Consider the following 18,049-nt stretch of genomic DNA (forward strand, 5'->3'; position numbering starts at 1 on the left):
CATTCTCCCCTTTTTCTCACTCTATATTTAGTTAATAAAATAGCCATTTGGCTAAGCAAATGACTACTTTACATCCCTACTTATTCATCAAAGTCTGGATCAATATTTAAATCGAAGTAAAACTTCACCCCACGATCAGTATTCATGACTCCATACTTACTGTGATGCATCTTTAAAATTTTACTTGTAATTAATAACCCAAGACCTGTTCCCCCACTATCTCGGTTTCGTGACTTTTCAAGACGATAGAATGGTTCCCAAATACGATCGATTTCAGCTTCTGGAATAAAAATCCCTGTATTTTCAATCTCAAATCGAACTTTATCATCATAACGTTTCAGTGTCACATATATATGGTCTCCATCTGGAGTATAGCGAATTGCATTTGAATATAAGTTTGTTACAACTGTCATAATTTGCTCTGAATCTGCCTCAACATAAACATCATCTAAATCTAAATGAATATGTAGATGTTTCTCGCCCATTAGATGTTCCACTTTCTTATTTAAATGCTCAACCAGCATCTTCAAATTGAAACTACTATATTCTAAAAAATCTTCTGGATTTTCCATCTTCATATAATTTAATGTATCTTGAACCATCATCGTCATTCGATCAACCTCTTCAATGATCGATTCTAGCTGTAATTTCACATCATCCTGTGACATAGGTTTTGATTTTACTCGTGTTGCAATCCCTTTAATAATGGTTAACGGTGTTTTTAATTCATGAGAAATCGTTGAAAAGAAATTTGAACGCATTTGTTCAAACTCACGCTCACGTGCAATATCATCTTGTAAACGCTCATTCGCAACCTTTAACTTCGTTAACGTATTATTTAAATTATCACTCATTATATTAATATTCGTTGCCAGCTCTTTTAATTCATCATCAGATGTCACTTCACATTTTTCTGTAAAATTGATATTTGCTATATTTTCTGTTACCCGCTTCATATGAAGTAGCGGTTTTGTAATATGTTCGGTCAGCCAAATGGCAAAAAACAGAACTAAAATCGCGAGAATCATAAAAATGAAAATATAGTAATTCGTGAAAACTGATAACATTTCCCCTAAGACCTGCAAAGAATAAGAAACCTCAATAATCCATTGCTCTCCACCCTTAAACGTAATCTTCGTATAATAGTGATATGTTGTCACATTTTCTTCATTCTTGGATTCAAAGAAAATATCATTATCAGTTAAACGATCTAAATTTAACTGCGAAGTATTTGAACTATGAAGCTTGTATTGAACTAAATACTCGCTTTTAAGCTCATTCATATACGAAAAAAAGTCATTGGTGTGTCGCTCAAAATTGGGGACTTCTTCTTTTATATCGTAAACGAGCTGATAAATTTGATTTTGTTTATAACTTGGATAAGCAAAATCATAAAAATAATATTGGGCTGCGATGTCTAAACTAATCGTTGCAAAAAACAAGCCAAAAAGTAATAAAAAAATCTTGGTAGCTAAGCGCAACTTTAGATCACCTCAAATTTATATCCAACTCCAAATACCGTATGAATGTACTTCGCGTATGTTCCTAATTTTTTACGGATTTTTTTAATATGTGTATCCACGACTCGGGTATCACCGAAATAATCAATTCCCCATACCGCATCTAGAATACGATCACGATCTAAAGCAATACGGTGATTTTCAATTAAAAAGACTAATAAATCAAATTCTTTTGGTCTAAAATCGATTAATTCATTATCAATACGAACCGTACGTGATAATTTATTCACAACTAACCCATCAAAAGCAAGCTCATAGGTTTCTACTTCATCTTCTTCATTCACACGAGCTAATAGACGATTGATTTTTGCTACTAAAACTTTATTATCAAATGGTTTTGTAACATAATCATCCACTTTTAAATCATAACCTTTAACTTGATCTTCCACACTAGAGCGTGCTGTTAAAATCATGACTGGCACCTTAGACACTGAGCGAATCTCCTTTAAAACAGAAAACCCATCTCTTCCTGGCATCATTAAATCCAAGAGCACTAAATCAATTTGTTGTGAATGGAATAAACGTAGTGCTTCCTCCCCATCTTTAGCTTCAATCACTTCATAATAATCCGTTAAAAAATCCACTAAAATCTCTCTAATTTTCACTTCATCTTCCGCCACTAATACTTTATATCTTGTACTCATCCTAACACTCTCCAATAGTGAAAAAATATCTATTTAAAATTTAACATAAATGAATACATTTTGTACACACGAAAAACATAGTTTTTTTAATATAAACTAAAGAGTTTCTTTTCAGATAGGGGAGGTTTCCATGAAGCAGATGAGTCATCATAAAATAATCTCACTGATTATAATAAGCTCTTTAGTCATTGTCATCAGTTTACTGTGTTTAACTATAACCAAATCCATTATATCTTCTAATATCCTATCAGAATCTCCCACTCGTTATACTGAAAAATTACGATTCCTGGGACATAGTCAAATAGTAAGTGAAAAGTGTGAAATTATCATTACATTCGATGATAAAAATTATATTAATCAACTCAAATTAAATTATTCCAATTGTAAGATCATAAAAAATCAAAGTTTTATCCATTTAATCTGATTTATCAACTATTACATTTTTTTGACTAACATAAAAAAGAGAAGCAATCTTTAACTTAGATTACTTCTCTTACTATTAATTTTTATCTACTATTAAAGGTTATCGTCTTTTTTATCTCTTATTTTTCAGCAAGATTTGAAACTGATGCTGCAACTGAAACTAATTGTTCTGTATCTAGTGTCTCAGAAACTAAGAAACACTCAACTCCACCTTCAACCCATGTAATTGAATTTTCACTTAACGCACCAATTGTTCCATTAATCATTACAGGTTGACCTGCAACAGATTCCACACCTACTGAATCATTATATGTAACAGGCTCTTGAATCATTGTGAAATCTTGATCACCACTAAATGTCATAATAATACGTTGACCTTCCTCAATGTCAATCGCTTGTTTATTAACTAACGTTGTTCCTTCCGGTAAATAAGCTGGGTATAACTCATCATCTAACACATTGATAACACCTTCACCCATTGTTTCTTGTGAATACTCCATTGTTTGTTGACAATCAAAGTATCCATCTGCAAGTTTTTCATCAAAATTAAATGAAGAGAATTTCATTGAAATACGAGGTTCTCCCTCACTATCAACTACGTAAACTTCTGCTGGAGTTAATGATTTTTTATCAAACGTAATTTTTTGAGAAACTAAATCACGATTTCCATGATAATTAGCTTTAGCCTCAAATGTATAATTCTCTTCTCCAGATTCAAATTTTACTTCAGCATCGTTTAAAATATCAGTCATTAATGATTGATATAAATAAACTTGTGAACTTGATAATGGCCAATCACTTTGGAACTTAAATTGCTTATTTAACGCAGGTGTTAATACAAAGACACCTTCGTCATTCTTTAGTATGATTTGCTCATTGTTTGTTGTTTCATTTTTTAACGTAACTTTGTAATTCTCTGGTTTTTGATAAGCTACCTCAACATTATACTGATACACTTGGCCATTATTATCAACTTCCATCACACCTGTTGCATAATATGACTTAGCATCTTCTAAGTTGCTCGTGAGCTTGTCAACAACGTCTTGCTGAGACATTTCTCCACATGCAGCTAATAGCACGGTAAGCACTACTGCGAACATTAAACATAATTTCTTCATCGCTATCCACCTCTTTATTAAGTTCAATTTCAATTAATACTATGAAATATTAAATTAATTTATGCTTTCTAATACATAAAACTCCCTTATTAATTAAATACTATAAATATCCAAAATAGGAAGGAGCGAAAACTATGTCGTTAATTCAACGTATTGCTTTGATTTTAACGGTAATTGGTGCAATTAACTGGGGTCTTATTGGATTCTTCCAATTCGATCTTGTTGCATTCTTATTTGGCGGACAAGATGCAATCATCTCACGCGTTGTTTACGCCTTAGTAGGAATTGCCGGACTTATTAATATTGGTTTACTATTTGCACCAGATAGACGTTACTAATTCAATAAAAAAATCAGCTAAATTTAGCTGATTTTTTTATGCCCAGATGACAAATGCAACCGCATAATTCTCACAGTGACTAATACTAATATGAACGCTTTCGATCGTTGGGCTTAATAAATAAGGCTTTCCTCGTTCATCATTCATAACACTAAAGTCTTTATATGATTTTCCATCACAATAGGATCCTAACGCTTTATATAAAGCTTCTTTGGCTGCCCAACGTCCTGCTAAAAATTCATTCTGCCTTTTTTCATGCTGGAAGGATTGATATAACCTAAACTCTTCTTCACTTAATAATTTATGGATAAAGCGTTCACGGTGGTTTAATTGTTTAATACGTTTAATCTCGATAATATCTGTTCCGATTCCCTTCATAAAAACCTCCAATAGTTATCTTCTTTATTATAACTTATCTTATTTCATCATAAAAAAAATCTCTAGATAAATCTAGAGATTTTTTATTACATCATTCCCATTCCACCCATATCACTTGGGGCTTGAACTGCTTGTGGCTTTTCAATTTCCACAACAGCTGCTTCAGCAGTTAAGAATGAAGCTGAAATACTCGCTGCATTTTGTAAAGCAGAACGAGTGACTTTCGTTGGATCCACAATACCTGATTTAAACATATCCACAAACTCATCAGTTGCTGCATTATATCCAAATCCCGGATCTAACTCTTTTAATTTATAGACAATAATTGAACCTTCAATTCCAGCATTTTCAGCAATTTGGCGAATTGGGGCTTCTAAAGCTTTTAAAACGATTTGAACCCCAGTTGCCTCATCACCAATTGCTTCAATTTTAGCGACATCATTGTAAATATTCATATAAGCTGTTCCACCACCAGCAACAATCCCTTCTTGAACCGCTGCACGTGTCGCATTTAAAGCATCTTCAATACGTAATTTACGTTCTTTTAATTCAGTTTCAGTCGCTGCCCCAACTTTAATCACGGCAACTCCTCCACTTAATTTTGCTAAACGTTCTAATAATTTCTCTTTATCAAATTCTGAAGTCGTATTTTCTAACTCTGCACGAATTTGAGCAATACGAGCTTGAATATCAATTTGTGAACCAGTTCCTTCAACAATGGTTGTATGATCTTTTGTTACAATCACACGTCCAGCGCGTCCACATTGATCTAATGTTGTATTTTTAAGGTCTAATCCTAACTCCTCAGTAATTAATTGAGCACCAGTTAAAATTGAGATATCTTCAAGCATACGTTTACGACGATCACCAAATCCAGGTGCTTTAACAGCTACCACATTGAATGTTCCACGTAATTTATTAACAACTAATGCTGCTAATGCTTCATTTTCAATATCATCAGCAATGATAATCATTGGACGTCCTGTTTGGACTAACTGCTCAAGAATTGGTAAGATGTCTTGTAACGTACCAACTTTAGAATCTGTCACTAAAATGTATGGATTATCTAAAACAGCTTCCATTTTATCTGTATCTGTCACCATATAAGATGATAAATATCCACGATCAAATTGCATTCCTTCAACAATATCCATTGTTGTTTCAAATCCTTTAGACTCTTCTAAAGTAATCACTCCATCATTACCAACACGTTCCATAGCTTCAGCAATTAATTTCCCGATTTCTTCATCTGCAGCAGAAATCGCAGCTACGTTAGCAATTGATTCTTTTCCTTCTATCGGCTTAGAATTAGCCTTTAATGCTTCAACAGCCACTTTCACAGCACGCTCGATTCCACGACGAATCGTTATTGGATTAGCTCCCGCTACAATATTTTTATTTCCTTCACGAATCATCGCTTGAGCTAAAACCGTTGCCGTTGTTGTTCCATCTCCAGCTACATCATTCGTACGGCTTGCAACTTGAGCTACTAAACGAGCTCCCATATTTTCAAACTTATCTTCTAATTCAATTTCTTTTGCAATTGAAACCCCATCATTAATAATTTGAGGCGCTCCAAACTTTTGCTCTAAAATGACATTTCGACCTTTTGGTCCTAAAGTTACTTTTACTGTATCCGCTAATTTATCCACTCCACGAATCATCGCACGACGTGCATCTTCAGCAAATAAAATTTCTTTTGCCATAATATTAAATCCTCCCTTAAATCAAAATTAATATATTAAACTAAATTTAACTTACTCAACAATTGCTAAAATATCATCTTGGGATAAAATAACTAATTCTTTTCCTTGATGTGAGACCTTTGTTCCACCAAATCCGTTATAGATAACACGTTGCCCCACCTCAACAGTTATTGGATGACGTTTCCCATTATCTAATAACTTTCCATCACCAATGGCAACTACAACTCCTTCTGAATGCTTTGGTTTTGAAGCTTCTCCCGAAAGAATGATTCCACTAGCTGTTGTCTTTTCAACCTCAACAATCTCAAGTACAACATTATTGTTTAATGGTTTTAACATGTATGTCCCTCCTCGTTTTAGCACTCTACCTATATGAGTGCTATTAAATAAATTATACAAAGATGAATAAATAATGGCAATACTTTAAACCAAAATCCTTTTTATTATAGTCTACCTAATGATTAATATGCTTAATATTAACATTTATTCCTATTCTTCTATCAAAATCACCTACTAAAATCAATTATTTGACGAATCAAAAAAAGCTAGGAAAATTACTCCTAGCTTAAAACTCTAGCGTTCAACTTTATTTAACTTTATATTCATATGAGTTAAGCCCATTTTTTGAGCCATTGGCTCTAGTACTTTTACTAATGGTACAATTACAACTGTAGCTACACAGGCTTCTAAAAGACCATTTGTAAATACCAATCCAATTAAGGCCATTAATAACTGTGTTGTATCTAACCCTTGAGCAGCTGCATAACTTGGTCCAAAAAAGATATAAATCATTCCTAATACCATCGCCGTATGTAGAACTGTACACAATAGTGCTGTTACGCCTCCGCCAATCATATTTTTATCTCGATTTTTAAACCAACTATAAATTAAACCACCTAATACGCCTAACAATACACGAGGTACAATAGCAATAACTAAGCTCATGAAATTTCCGTGATACTCGCCAAGCGAATAAAAAGGCGTAAATACAAATGATAAAATCGTTGGATTAATCGTGGCATTGACAACACTCGAAATCCCAAAGACAAGACCAGTAATTGCACCCCCTTTGATTCCTAATAAAATCCCTGCTAAAATAACCGGAATATGCATGGTTGTGGCCTTCATCGGCCCAATTGGAATAAATCCAAGAGGGGTAAACATCAATAATACCTCAATACTACAAAACATGGTGACTAAAACTAAATACTTGGTTTTCTTACTTGATTGATTCATTTCTTTCTCCTCCACTGTCGCTTCTTCTGAATGCAACGTCTTGAATAATATTTTTAATCCCCCTAACGCTTTACTTAATTGATGTCAACTGATCATCATTAAGTCTCATTAGTAGAATTACTTCTCCTATTATATTTAAATCTGTGATTACTTTCAATAACAAATCCATAATTTTCCTTTTATTTTGCCTGAACATAAAAAAAGAACCAAATACATTTGATTCCTTTTTATCAACGATCAATAATCTTCTTATCCCTTTGTTTTATGATAAATAACTTTCATTCCTTTAAAAGCTAAATCTGGATCATAAATATCAATCATATCAGTTTCATTATAAATGATACGCCCAAGTCCACCAGTCGCTACCACTTTAATGTCTTTACCAACAGCTTCCTTTACTTTTTTGATAATGTATTCCGTTTGACCGATATAACCATAAACTAATCCACCTTGCATACTCGTAATCGTATTACGACACATAATCGTCGCAGGCTTTTTAATTTCAATTTCAGGTAACTTTGCAGCTTGTGTCCATAAAGCTTGAGCAGAAATCTCAATTCCTGGTGACGTGACCCCAAACTCAAACTCACCATTTTCATTGACATAATCATAGGTTGTTGCCGTCCCAAAATCAATAACAAGCGCTGGACCACCATAAATATGATATGCTGCTGCAATATCAACAATACGATCAGCTCCCACCTCTCTTGGATTTTCAGTTTTCACACTAATACCGGTCTTAATACCTGGACCGACAATGATTGGTTCAATATTAAAATACTTACGAATAGCATTTGTTAAAGAATGCATAATCTTAGGCACAACGCTCGAGATTAAAACATCCTCAACCCCCTTTGGATCAATATTCTTTGTTTGAAAGAATGAAAATAACGTAATTCCAAATTCATCTGATGTTCGTTGCAATTTAGTCGTTAGCCGAAAATTTGCAATTAATTCATCCTGATCATAAACCCCTAGTGTAATATTCGTATTTCCTACATCAATAACGACTAACATACTATCCCTCTTTTCTTCACTAAAATCTGTAATAAACGATTCATAATCTCATAACCAAGTGCTTCTTTAGACATGACATCTAACTTCGTTATCCCCTCACCCGTTAAAATCGTCACCACATTCGTATCCTTTTTGAATCCCGCTGCATCTTCATTTAACTGATTTGCAACAATCAAGTCAGCACCTTTATTCACTAACTTCTTCGTAGCATTCTCAACTAAATCTTGAGTCTCCATAGCAAACCCACAAACAACTTGATTCGCCTTTTTTAGCTGCCCCATATGAGCTAAGATATCTGGATTGGTTACAAAATCAATCGTCAACTGATTACCTTGCTTTTTCATTTTATGATCACTCACACGCTCCACTCGGTAATCTGAAACGGCTGCTGACTTCACTAAAATATCATACTCATCTTTTAGAGCCTCAACTGCTTCAAACATTTGAATTGCTGTTCTAACCTCAACAACATTCATGAAAACTGGCTTTCTTAATGAAACAGGTCCAGTGACTAACGTCACATCCGCACCTAAATTACGAGCAGCACGTGCCACTGCATACCCCATCTTCCCACTTGAATGATTCGTCATGAAACGAACTGGATCTAAATCTTCTTGAGTGGGTCCTGCGGTTACGACAACTTTCATTCCTTTTAAAGGCTTGTCCTTAACTAATAAACTTTCAATCGCATCTTCAATATCCTCGATTTCTGCCAAACGACCTTTCCCAACATCTCCACATGCTAAATAACCACTATCTGATTCAACAAAAGTCATTCCATATTTTTTACAAATCTCAATATTATGCTGTGTGATTGGATTATTTAACATTCCTGTATTCATTGCAGGTGCAATGAGTTTTGGGCAAGCAGCGGCTAAAAACGTTGTCGTCAACATATCATCCGCTAATCCATGAGCAAACTTCGCAATACAATTTGCTGAAGCTGGAGCCACAACAAATAAATCTGCGCGCTTAGCTAATGAAATATGATTCACATCATACTGGAAATTGCGATCAAACGTTCCAACAGATACACGATTATGAGTTAATGTTTCAAATGTCATCGGTGTAATAAATTCTGTAGCATTTTTCGTCATAATGACATGAACATCATAACCTTTTTTATATAGACTACTTGCAAGTTGTGCACTTTTATAAGCTGCAATTCCCCCACAAACTCCCAATACAATAGTCTTTTTGTTCAACTAAATCACCTTCTTCGTAATTGGTTCTAACACCTTCGTTAATGGTGCAATAATTAATGTAGCTAAGATGGCTTCGAGTACACTATTTGTCGTAATGATTCCTAGTAATAAGCCAAATAAAGCTGAAACTTCAACTCCTTTGGCTGCCGCATAACTTGGACCAAAGAATAAGTAGATCATTCCAAGCACTAAAATGGAGTGAATTAACGTACAAACTAAAGCCGTAACTCCACTACCGAATAATCTCATTTTATTATTTTTATTTTTAAACCAATGATAAATCACTGCAGCTAATACCCCAAGTAAGACACGTGGACCAATAGCAATAACTAAACTCATGAAGTTTCCATGATATTCACCTAATGAATAAAATGGGGTAAATACAAATGATGTAATCGTTGGGGTAATCGTATTAATAATCACACTACTCAATCCAAAAACTAATCCTGTAATAGCTCCACCTTTGACTCCCAATAAAATTCCTGCTAAAATAACTGGAATATGCATGGTTGTGGCACGAACTGGGCCTAATGGAATATATCCAAGTGGTGTTAACATTAAAACAACTTGAATACTACAAAACATCGTTAGTAAAACTAAAAACTTGGTTTTCTTTCTTGATTGATTCATTTTTCTTCTCCTCCACTGTCGCTTCTTTCGAATGCAACGTCTTGAATATTATATTTGACATCGTTAGTATGACCTTAATTGATGTTATAAAATCACCATTAAGTTTGACAAACGCTATCATCGCTCATAATTATACTGATGTATTGAATAGTTTTCAATAAAATAACATTATTTTACCATTATTCATCGCCTGTAAAAAGAAAAAAAGCTTATAATCAATTGATTATAAGCTTATAACGGACGAAATTTAAAAAGTACTAATGTTTTGCTTGTTCTTTTTGAAAAACATAGAAGAATAATGTCTCTAACTCCATATTTAAATCTACTTCATGAACGGTAATGTCTTCACTCACATTAATCACTGTAGAAGATAAATTTAAAATACCTTTAATACCTAACCCTTCTAATGATGTTGCAACACTTTGAGCAACTGTCGGTGGTACTGTTAAAATAACATAAGTAACACGGTGTTCTTCAATATACGATTTTAAATCATTTAAATGATAAAGAGGCAATTCACCTACACATTGTCCAACTAAGCTTTCATCTGTATCAAACCCTGCAATTAAGTTAACTGGTGTTCTAAATACACGTTTCTTAAACTTATCTGAGCTAAAATACTTTAATAGTGCACGCCCTAAGTTTCCGACCCCAATTAAAACACAGCTCTGTGCATCCTCTGTTTTCAATAAATTATTAAATGCCTCTAAAACAACGCGTACCTCATATCCATATCCTTGACGACCTAATTCACCTAAATATGAAAAATCACGTCGAATAGTAGCAGAATCAATCCCTATTTTTTGGCTTAATTCACCTGACTGAATTCGTTTAACGCCCATTTCATCTAATTCAACGAAACAGCGACGATAAAGTGCTAACCTTTTAATCGTTGCATTTGGAATATTTGATAACATAGAAAACCTCCTTTACCATATTTCAATAATAACATGAAAATAATTCAATGTGAATACTGTCAGAAGCATAAAACGTCTATATGTTAAATTGTTTTAAAATTCGACTATTATTTCATCCAGTGTCCGTTGCTTATCTCTTCTTTAAGCATTATACTTATAAATAAATACAATAAAATCCGAATATCTACTGATAAGTTAATATATAAAGGAGAAACAAAATGATCTTATTACAAACTAGCAAATTGACAAAGCTCTATTCAGGAACTCCCATTCTTGAAAATGTGCAATTTGAAGTCAAAAAAGGGGAGCGTATTGCCGTTGTTGGACGTAATGGTGCCGGTAAATCAACATTATTAAAAATGATTGCTGATGAAATCGACTTCGATAGTGGAGAAATCCACAAGCCACAAAGTGTCGTCCTAGGCTATTTTGCCCAATCAAGCCACGTTAATTCAAATGACACCATCTATAATGAAATGTTAAGCGTCTTCGCTGAAACAATCAAACTAAAAGGCCAGCTTGAAGAGCTAAGCCTTAAAATGGCTGAAGAAGACCCAAGCAGCGAACAATACTTAAGAATTATTGAACAATATCAAAACTTAAATCATCGCTTTGAATTAATGAGTGGTTATACTTACGAATCTGAAATCAATAATATTCTCAATCGATTTAAATTCAATGAGATTGGCTTTGACCAAAAAATCTCAAACTTAAGTGGAGGACAAAAAACAAGATTGGCTCTTGCCAAACTCCTTCTTCAAAAACCAGATGTTCTAATTCTCGATGAGCCTACTAACCACTTAGACATCGATACAATCGAATGGTTGGAAGGATACCTAAAAAAATATTCAGGTGCCGTAGTTATCGTCTCACATGACCGCTATTTTATCGATCAGATTGCAACAACGGTCTATGAAATTGAGTATCGAAAATGTACGAAGTACAAAGGAAACTACTCAGATTATATAGATCAAAAGGCAGTTTCCTATGCATCCCTCATGAAGCAATACGAAAAACAACAAAAAGAGATTTCAAAAATGGAAGACTTCATTAGTCGAAACATCGTCCGTGCCTCAACAACAAAACGTGCTCAATCACGCCGTAAGCTATTAGATAAAATGGAGCGTATTGAAATCCCTAAAATCAACGATAAATCAATCGGTATTACATTTGAAATTGACCGCCGAAGCGGAAATGACGTCCTAAAAGTAGAAGATTTAACAGTTGGATACCCAGATCAAATCATCTCAGATCATCTAGACTTCCAAATTAATCGTCTAGATCGTGTGGCTTTAATTGGGCCAAATGGAATCGGAAAATCTACCATCCTTAAAACAGTAGCAGGTGACTTACCAAAGTTAGGGGGAGAAGTTTACTACGGTAAAAGCCTAGACATGGGATACTTTGATCAAGAGCAAGCAAACCTAACTTCTAATAACACCGTCTTAAATGAAGTTTGGAACTACTTCCCGACGCGACTAGAAAAAGATATTCGTACATTACTTGGAAACTTCCTGTTTACAGGAGATGACGTCTTTAAGACAGTTAACCAACTTTCTGGTGGTGAAAAGGTTCGACTAACACTTTGTAAACTCATGCTTCAAAAAAATAACTTCTTACTTCTAGATGAGCCAACTAATCACTTAGATATTGATAGTAAAGAAATGCTAGAACTTTCACTAGAAGACTATGAAGGAACAGTCTTCTTCATCTCCCATGACCGTTACTTCATCGATAAAATCGCAACACGCATTTTAGAGGTTACTCCGCATGGGGTAGTATCATACTTAGGAAACTACTCAGATTATATGGAGAAGAAACAACAATTGGCTGAGCTAGAAGCAGCTAAATTAGCTGAGGAGTCAAACGCAACAACAACTAACAATGTAACAGATTACCAAAAACAAAAAGAACAGCGACGATTAGAACAACAGCGTAAACGTCAACTAGAGGACATCGAATCAAAAATCGCCGCCTATGAAGAAGAACTTGAATATAAAAAAGCTGAGCTTTTCCAAGAAGAAGTCTACCTGGACACACAAAAATCAGCACAGGTTCAAGCTCGAATCGAAGAACTTGAAGAGTTAATCATGGAATCTATGGAAACTTGGGAAGAATTAAGCTTATCATAAAAAAAGTCGTCCATTTGGACGACTTTTTGAATATCCACAATATGTAGTGAATATCATGTAACAAAAGGAGGAATTTTCAAAAAAAGAGTCAAAAAATCTTGTTCACTAGCTAGGCAAATCAGATTAAACACAACGAAGGGGGAGTTAATCAAATCGCCTACCAATAAAATCTCTAGCTCTATCTCATATAAGATAGAGCTTTTTCATATACTTAAACATCACTTGAACCTCCCATGACTAAAGTCACGAGTGTTCTGTTGACATTCATAAAATGGAGGAATACTATGAAAACAAAAAGACTAACCTTAAGAAACGTTGAAATTACTGATGCAAAACTTCTAGCCCAATGGAAGAATGATCCTGATCTGCAAGAGATGTCCACAGGTCAAAAAGAGTTCACCACAGAAACTGAACAAACAGATATTACTAACAATCATGACCCCTACTACATTCTCGTAATCAATGAAACCAATGAGCCTATCGGATATATCCGTATCAATTGGTTAGATGAACATGCAACTTGTGCCTGGCTTAGATTTGGGCTCGGCTCACACCGAGGGCAAGGTTACATGAAAGAAGCACTTGAAACATTAATAACTACCTTATTTAACCAAGGTGTTCATCGAATCGAATCAGAAATATATGATTATAATACACCTAGCCAAAAACTACTCCAATCACTCAACTTTGAGCATGAAGGCACACGTCGCCAAGCCTACTATCAAAACGGAACTTATCACGATGTTCATCTTTTTGGACGAATCAAACGTATCCCTAGTACAAATCTCCAAGATTATCTCACTTATGTAATTCCTTACTATCCACAACCTGAATCTCTTAACTGTATCGTCAAAAATCTTAATTTCTTTGACACCAAAACATTAAACCTTTCTAAACTTTATTTCCTAGCAACCTTCTCTGGATTACTCACTAAACTTCAAACAGATTCTAAATTTATGGCACAAACTTTATCACAACTTGTCTCCTTAAATTGGGATCCTGATCAAATAAAAGATGGTCTTTATAGCTTAGAACGTCAATTACACTCACCTCTGACAGAAGAAGAAAAAATCGTTCATGACCTCTATACCTTAGAACAGATTGGAGCTCCAGAAATAGCTAGAGCACTTGCACTCGAAGGAACACAACACCAACTCTTTGATGACATTCGACAAAATAAATTCGAATTTTTCACCACAATTGGGAAAGAAATAGGCGAAGAAAGACTAGCCTATACAAAAAAATTTCTACAACAACTATAAAAAAGTAGCCTTACGGCTACTTTTTTATAATGAAGTTAACTCCATTCCTGATAATCCATTCATATCCATTCCACTACGATGCCCTTTTAAATAAGCCATCGTTCCTGCAGCACCAATCATCGCTGCATTATCTGTACAAAGTGATAATGGAGGAACCGTTAATTTAATATGGCCATCTTTCGCAACAGCTTCTTCTAAACCTTTACGAAGTCCTTTATTGGCTGATACTCCACCAGCGACAATAATTTGTTTTACGTTATATTCACGTGCCGCACGCATCGTTTTTTCCACAAGAACTTCCACCACGCTCGCTTGGAAACTTGCCGCTAAATTTTCAGGAACAATCTCCTCACCACGTTGTTTTGCATTATGTACGGTATTAATAACTGCTGATTTTAACCCAGAGAAACTAAAATCGTAAGACTCTTTATCTAACCAAACACGAGGTAACTTATAAGTATCTTCACCAACAGCGGCTAAACGGTCAATATGTGGACCACCTGGATACGGTAAACTTAACGTACGAGCCACCTTATCATAAGCCTCTCCTACTGCATCATCTAACGTCTCACCAATCACTTCAAACTGATAGTGATCCTTCATATAAACTAACTCCGTATGGCCACCTGAAACGACTAATGCTAACAATGGAAACTCTAAAGGTTCCACTAATTGATTCGCATAAATATGCCCCGCAATATGATGCACACCGACTAATGGAATATCATGAGCAAATGCTAAAGCTTTTGCTGCATTAATCCCAATTAATAATGATCCAATTAAACCTGGCCCCTCGGTCACCGTAATCGCATCAATATCATCCCAAGTTACATTTGCTACCTTTAAAGCCTCTTCAAAAACAAGCGTCACACTCTCAACATGATGACGACTTGCCACCTCAGGAACAACCCCACCAAAACGTTTATGACTCTCAATCTGAGATGCAACTACATTCGATAAAATCTCAGTTCCATTTTTAATAACCGCAACACTCGTCTCATCACAGCTACTCTCAACCGCTAATACTAAAATATCTTTTTCCATGACTATCACCAACTTCTATCTAAAATTACGAGTCATTAATAATGCATCTTCACCATCTGCATAATACCTTGCACGAGTTCCAACCGAAATGAACCCACACTTCTCATATAAACGAATCGCTGTGTGATTACTCATACGAACTTCTAATGACATCGTATCACCTTCGTTTTTACACGCATCTTGGATAAATTGTTCAACAAGCAATCTTCCATAACCTTTTGATCGGTAATCAGGATTTACAGCAACATAATATAAATCTGACATTTCAAAAATAATCTGACCTACTAAATAACCAACAATTTGATGATCGATTTCAATAACAATCCCATAATGAAACATCTTCTCTTGCACATAATCTTCAAAATTAAAAGATTGTTTAAATAATACATCATGTAACGATGTAACCTGAAATAAATCTTCTTCTCTCATTAAACGAATATTCATCATTATAATCCCTTATTTTTTTGTTCTAACATCCAATTCATTTCTGCTTCTGGTAAACGATGATACTTCGGCGTAAAATGATGAATATTATCTACAGGAGTCTTTTCTAATGCTAAATTTGCTAAAACAGAGGCATGTGGCATATTTAAATTTTCATCTTCCACCTTAATTACCTTATCACCTAGAACAGACTCAATTAAATCCCAGTACCTTGCAACATCATTACCAAGGAAATACATTTTTTTCTCACTTTTTGATAAATTGTCTAATAAACCTTGTAATTCATAGTGTCCATCTGAAATAACGACATTCGATGACGCTCCTTCATAAACTCCAGCAAACACCGTTTGACGACGCGCGTCAAATAAAGGAATAATGTACGCGTCTTCTTTGATATTACGAGCTAAAATTTCTAAACTAGAAACACCTACTAACGGTTTATTTAATGTCCACGCTAACGTCTTAGCAACAGTCACTCCAATACGAACACCCGTATATGAACCTGGCCCCTCTGCAACAGCAATTAAGTCAAGCTCTTTAGGGGTACGATTAACTTTTTTAAATAAGGCTTCAATCGTCGGCATCAAACGCTTTGAATGATCATTTTTAGTAGCCTCAACGACTTCAATTAATATCTCATTATTCTCAACAAGAGCAACCGATAAAGTAGTATTTGATGTATCAATAGCTAAAACAAACATTTTTATAACACCTCACGAATTGATTCATAAAATTCCCCTACAGGAGTTAATTCAATACGGCGATCGTTCTCACCTTCACGATATACTTTAATATCTAGACGTTCTTTAGGAAGGATATCTTCAATCATACTAGCCCACTCAACAACACAAACACCATCACCAAATAAGTAATCATCTAATCCCATATCCTCAGCACCATTTTCTAAACGATACACATCCATATGATAAAGTGGTAAACGTCCTTGGTATTCCTTAATAATGGTAAACGTCGGACTATTTACATTTCGTTTAATATCAAGACCTTTTGCAAATCCCTTCGTAAAAGTTGTCTTCCCTGCACCAAGATCACCTTCTAAAGTCAAAATCATACCAGGTTGAACCCAACCACCAATCTTCTCAGCAAGTAACTGAGTTTCTTCAACAGAATTTGTTTTAATTATATATGTCATACTATCACCTATAAGTTCTAAATAAAGATTATGAATTATTATGGATAAATTTTATCATAAATATCTTAATAAATTAGAAAGTTTATTCTAACTTTATTATAACATATCTCAGTAAACAGATTAGTACTAATACGACAATAAAATACAAAAGGATGAAGACTACGCTTCATCCTTTTGTATCCTGACCTAAACTAAAAGAACAATTGGTAAATAGCCAGTAACATAATAATCACACTAGCAATATACTCTGCATACTTCACAGTACTGTAACTTAAAAAATTATATGTTAAACGACATCCAAATTCAATAAATAAGATACTTAAAATTAAACAAGTTACTGATGTAATATAAATATTAAGCCCTGTTAAAGCAGCACCAATACCTAAACCCAAATTATTCAAACATAAAAATAAACCTAACATACAAGCTTCTCTAATATCAATAGATTTTGAATGGTCCTTATCAAAATTCTCTGCTAAATCAGCAGCATCATTAATAATCTTCACATCACTATTAGCTTTTATTTGCTTATATAGGGCCTGATAAAACATATAAAATCCAAATAAAAATAACAGTGCACTCCCTATCCATTGCGTAATTGAACCAATCAAAAAACCATTAAATATATTACCTATATACATACCTAGCATAGTACCCAGGCAAGAAATGAGACCAACAATTAAATTACTTGTAAAACAAATTTTTATTTTTCTTGCACCATAGCTCAAACCTATAATAAGACTATCGCAAGTAGCAGATGCAGAGAATAGTAGAATAGCTAAAAAGTTCATGTTTTATCCCTACCTTTAGTTTATTACGAGATACTATATGTAATAAACATGGTAGAGGTTCTATCTATAAACACAAAAAAAGCACTCTAAGAGT

General features: G+C 34.3%; 19 protein-coding genes. 3 read left to right on the forward strand and 16 right to left on the reverse strand.

The window, feature by feature from the left end:
- Positions 1-80: 80 nt before the first annotated feature.
- The 3 genes from NEH74_RS05720 to NEH74_RS05730 all read right to left on the reverse strand — a co-directional run bounded on the left by NEH74_RS05720 (position 81) and on the right by NEH74_RS05730 (position 3,705).
- On the reverse strand, positions 81-1,481 hold the full coding sequence (locus NEH74_RS05720; protein WP_055241317.1) for a sensor histidine kinase: 1,401 nt from the start codon (positions 1,479-1,481) through the stop codon (positions 81-83).
- A gap of 2 nt (positions 1,482-1,483) precedes the next feature.
- The gene (locus tag NEH74_RS05725; RefSeq protein WP_055241320.1) at positions 1,484-2,164 is read right to left on the reverse strand and encodes a response regulator transcription factor; all 681 of its coding nucleotides are present in this window, start codon (positions 2,162-2,164) and stop codon (positions 1,484-1,486) included.
- Positions 2,165-2,706: 542 nt separating this feature from the next.
- Positions 2,707-3,705: a LolA family protein gene (locus NEH74_RS05730; protein ID WP_055275964.1), complete on the reverse strand. Its 999-nt coding sequence runs from the start codon at positions 3,703-3,705 to the stop codon at positions 2,707-2,709.
- A 134-nt stretch (positions 3,706-3,839) separates the two neighbouring features.
- On the opposite strand from NEH74_RS05730, the gene NEH74_RS05735 reads away from it, so the two are divergent.
- Positions 3,840-4,043, forward strand: a complete 204-nt coding sequence (locus NEH74_RS05735) for a DUF378 domain-containing protein (protein ID WP_055241323.1) — start codon at positions 3,840-3,842, stop codon at positions 4,041-4,043.
- Positions 4,044-4,079: 36 nt separating this feature from the next.
- Here NEH74_RS05735 and acpS read toward each other — a convergent pair whose 3' ends face one another.
- The 8 genes from acpS to NEH74_RS05775 all read right to left on the reverse strand — a co-directional run bounded on the left by acpS (position 4,080) and on the right by NEH74_RS05775 (position 11,132).
- Positions 4,080-4,421, reverse strand: a complete 342-nt coding sequence (acpS, locus tag NEH74_RS05740; protein WP_055304800.1) for a holo-ACP synthase — start codon at positions 4,419-4,421, stop codon at positions 4,080-4,082.
- Positions 4,422-4,507: 86 nt separating this feature from the next.
- Positions 4,508-6,127: a chaperonin GroEL gene (groL, locus tag NEH74_RS05745; RefSeq protein ID WP_055275962.1), complete on the reverse strand. Its 1,620-nt coding sequence runs from the start codon at positions 6,125-6,127 to the stop codon at positions 4,508-4,510.
- Positions 6,128-6,178: 51 nt separating this feature from the next.
- Positions 6,179-6,466: a co-chaperone GroES gene (locus NEH74_RS05750; protein WP_055241328.1), complete on the reverse strand. Its 288-nt coding sequence runs from the start codon at positions 6,464-6,466 to the stop codon at positions 6,179-6,181.
- Between the two features lie 234 nt (positions 6,467-6,700).
- The gene (locus NEH74_RS05755; protein WP_055241373.1) at positions 6,701-7,363 is read right to left on the reverse strand and encodes an ECF transporter S component; all 663 of its coding nucleotides are present in this window, start codon (positions 7,361-7,363) and stop codon (positions 6,701-6,703) included.
- Between the two features lie 249 nt (positions 7,364-7,612).
- The gene (locus tag NEH74_RS05760) at positions 7,613-8,380 is read right to left on the reverse strand and encodes a type III pantothenate kinase (RefSeq protein WP_055241331.1); all 768 of its coding nucleotides are present in this window, start codon (positions 8,378-8,380) and stop codon (positions 7,613-7,615) included.
- A complete protein-coding gene (gene coaBC / locus NEH74_RS05765) occupies positions 8,374-9,585 on the reverse strand; it encodes a bifunctional phosphopantothenoylcysteine decarboxylase/phosphopantothenate--cysteine ligase CoaBC (protein WP_055304798.1) in 1,212 nt (403 codons plus the stop codon). The genes NEH74_RS05760 and coaBC overlap by 7 nt, the downstream gene beginning before the upstream one ends.
- The gene (locus NEH74_RS05770; protein WP_055241337.1) at positions 9,586-10,215 is read right to left on the reverse strand and encodes an ECF transporter S component; all 630 of its coding nucleotides are present in this window, start codon (positions 10,213-10,215) and stop codon (positions 9,586-9,588) included.
- A gap of 257 nt (positions 10,216-10,472) precedes the next feature.
- On the reverse strand, positions 10,473-11,132 hold the full coding sequence (locus tag NEH74_RS05775) for a redox-sensing transcriptional repressor Rex (RefSeq protein WP_055241339.1): 660 nt from the start codon (positions 11,130-11,132) through the stop codon (positions 10,473-10,475).
- A 218-nt stretch (positions 11,133-11,350) separates the two neighbouring features.
- Here NEH74_RS05775 and NEH74_RS05780 point away from each other — a divergent pair, with 218 nt between their 5' ends.
- Positions 11,351-13,264 carry an ABC-F family ATP-binding cassette domain-containing protein gene (locus NEH74_RS05780; protein WP_055304796.1) on the forward strand — a complete coding sequence of 638 codons (1,914 nt, stop codon included), beginning with the start codon at positions 11,351-11,353 and terminating at the stop codon, positions 13,262-13,264.
- Positions 13,265-13,548: 284 nt separating this feature from the next.
- Entirely contained in the window at positions 13,549-14,526 is a 978-nt protein-coding gene (locus NEH74_RS05785; protein ID WP_055304794.1) for a GNAT family N-acetyltransferase, read from the forward strand.
- Between the two features lie 24 nt (positions 14,527-14,550).
- Here NEH74_RS05785 and tsaD read toward each other — a convergent pair whose 3' ends face one another.
- The 5 genes from tsaD to ytaF all read right to left on the reverse strand — a co-directional run bounded on the left by tsaD (position 14,551) and on the right by ytaF (position 17,955).
- Positions 14,551-15,570: a tRNA (adenosine(37)-N6)-threonylcarbamoyltransferase complex transferase subunit TsaD gene (tsaD, locus tag NEH74_RS05790; protein ID WP_055277697.1), complete on the reverse strand. Its 1,020-nt coding sequence runs from the start codon at positions 15,568-15,570 to the stop codon at positions 14,551-14,553.
- Positions 15,571-15,585: 15 nt separating this feature from the next.
- Positions 15,586-16,014, reverse strand: coding sequence for a ribosomal protein S18-alanine N-acetyltransferase (rimI, locus tag NEH74_RS05795; RefSeq protein WP_055277694.1), 429 nt, complete (start codon positions 16,012-16,014; stop codon positions 15,586-15,588).
- Between the two features lie 2 nt (positions 16,015-16,016).
- Positions 16,017-16,715: a tRNA (adenosine(37)-N6)-threonylcarbamoyltransferase complex dimerization subunit type 1 TsaB gene (tsaB, locus tag NEH74_RS05800; RefSeq protein ID WP_055241346.1), complete on the reverse strand. Its 699-nt coding sequence runs from the start codon at positions 16,713-16,715 to the stop codon at positions 16,017-16,019.
- Between the two features lie 2 nt (positions 16,716-16,717).
- Positions 16,718-17,164: a tRNA (adenosine(37)-N6)-threonylcarbamoyltransferase complex ATPase subunit type 1 TsaE gene (tsaE, locus tag NEH74_RS05805; RefSeq protein ID WP_055241348.1), complete on the reverse strand. Its 447-nt coding sequence runs from the start codon at positions 17,162-17,164 to the stop codon at positions 16,718-16,720.
- A gap of 191 nt (positions 17,165-17,355) precedes the next feature.
- Complete coding sequence (gene ytaF / locus NEH74_RS05810) at positions 17,356-17,955, reverse strand: sporulation membrane protein YtaF (RefSeq protein ID WP_055277692.1); 600 nt, start codon at positions 17,953-17,955, stop codon at positions 17,356-17,358.
- Between the last annotated feature and the right edge of the window lie 94 nt (positions 17,956-18,049).

Origin of the sequence: Turicibacter sp. GALT-G1 (genome assembly GCF_025594995.1) — a bacterium.
GTDB classification, from domain to species: Bacteria; Bacillota_I; Bacilli_A; order MOL361; family Turicibacteraceae; genus Turicibacter; species Turicibacter bilis.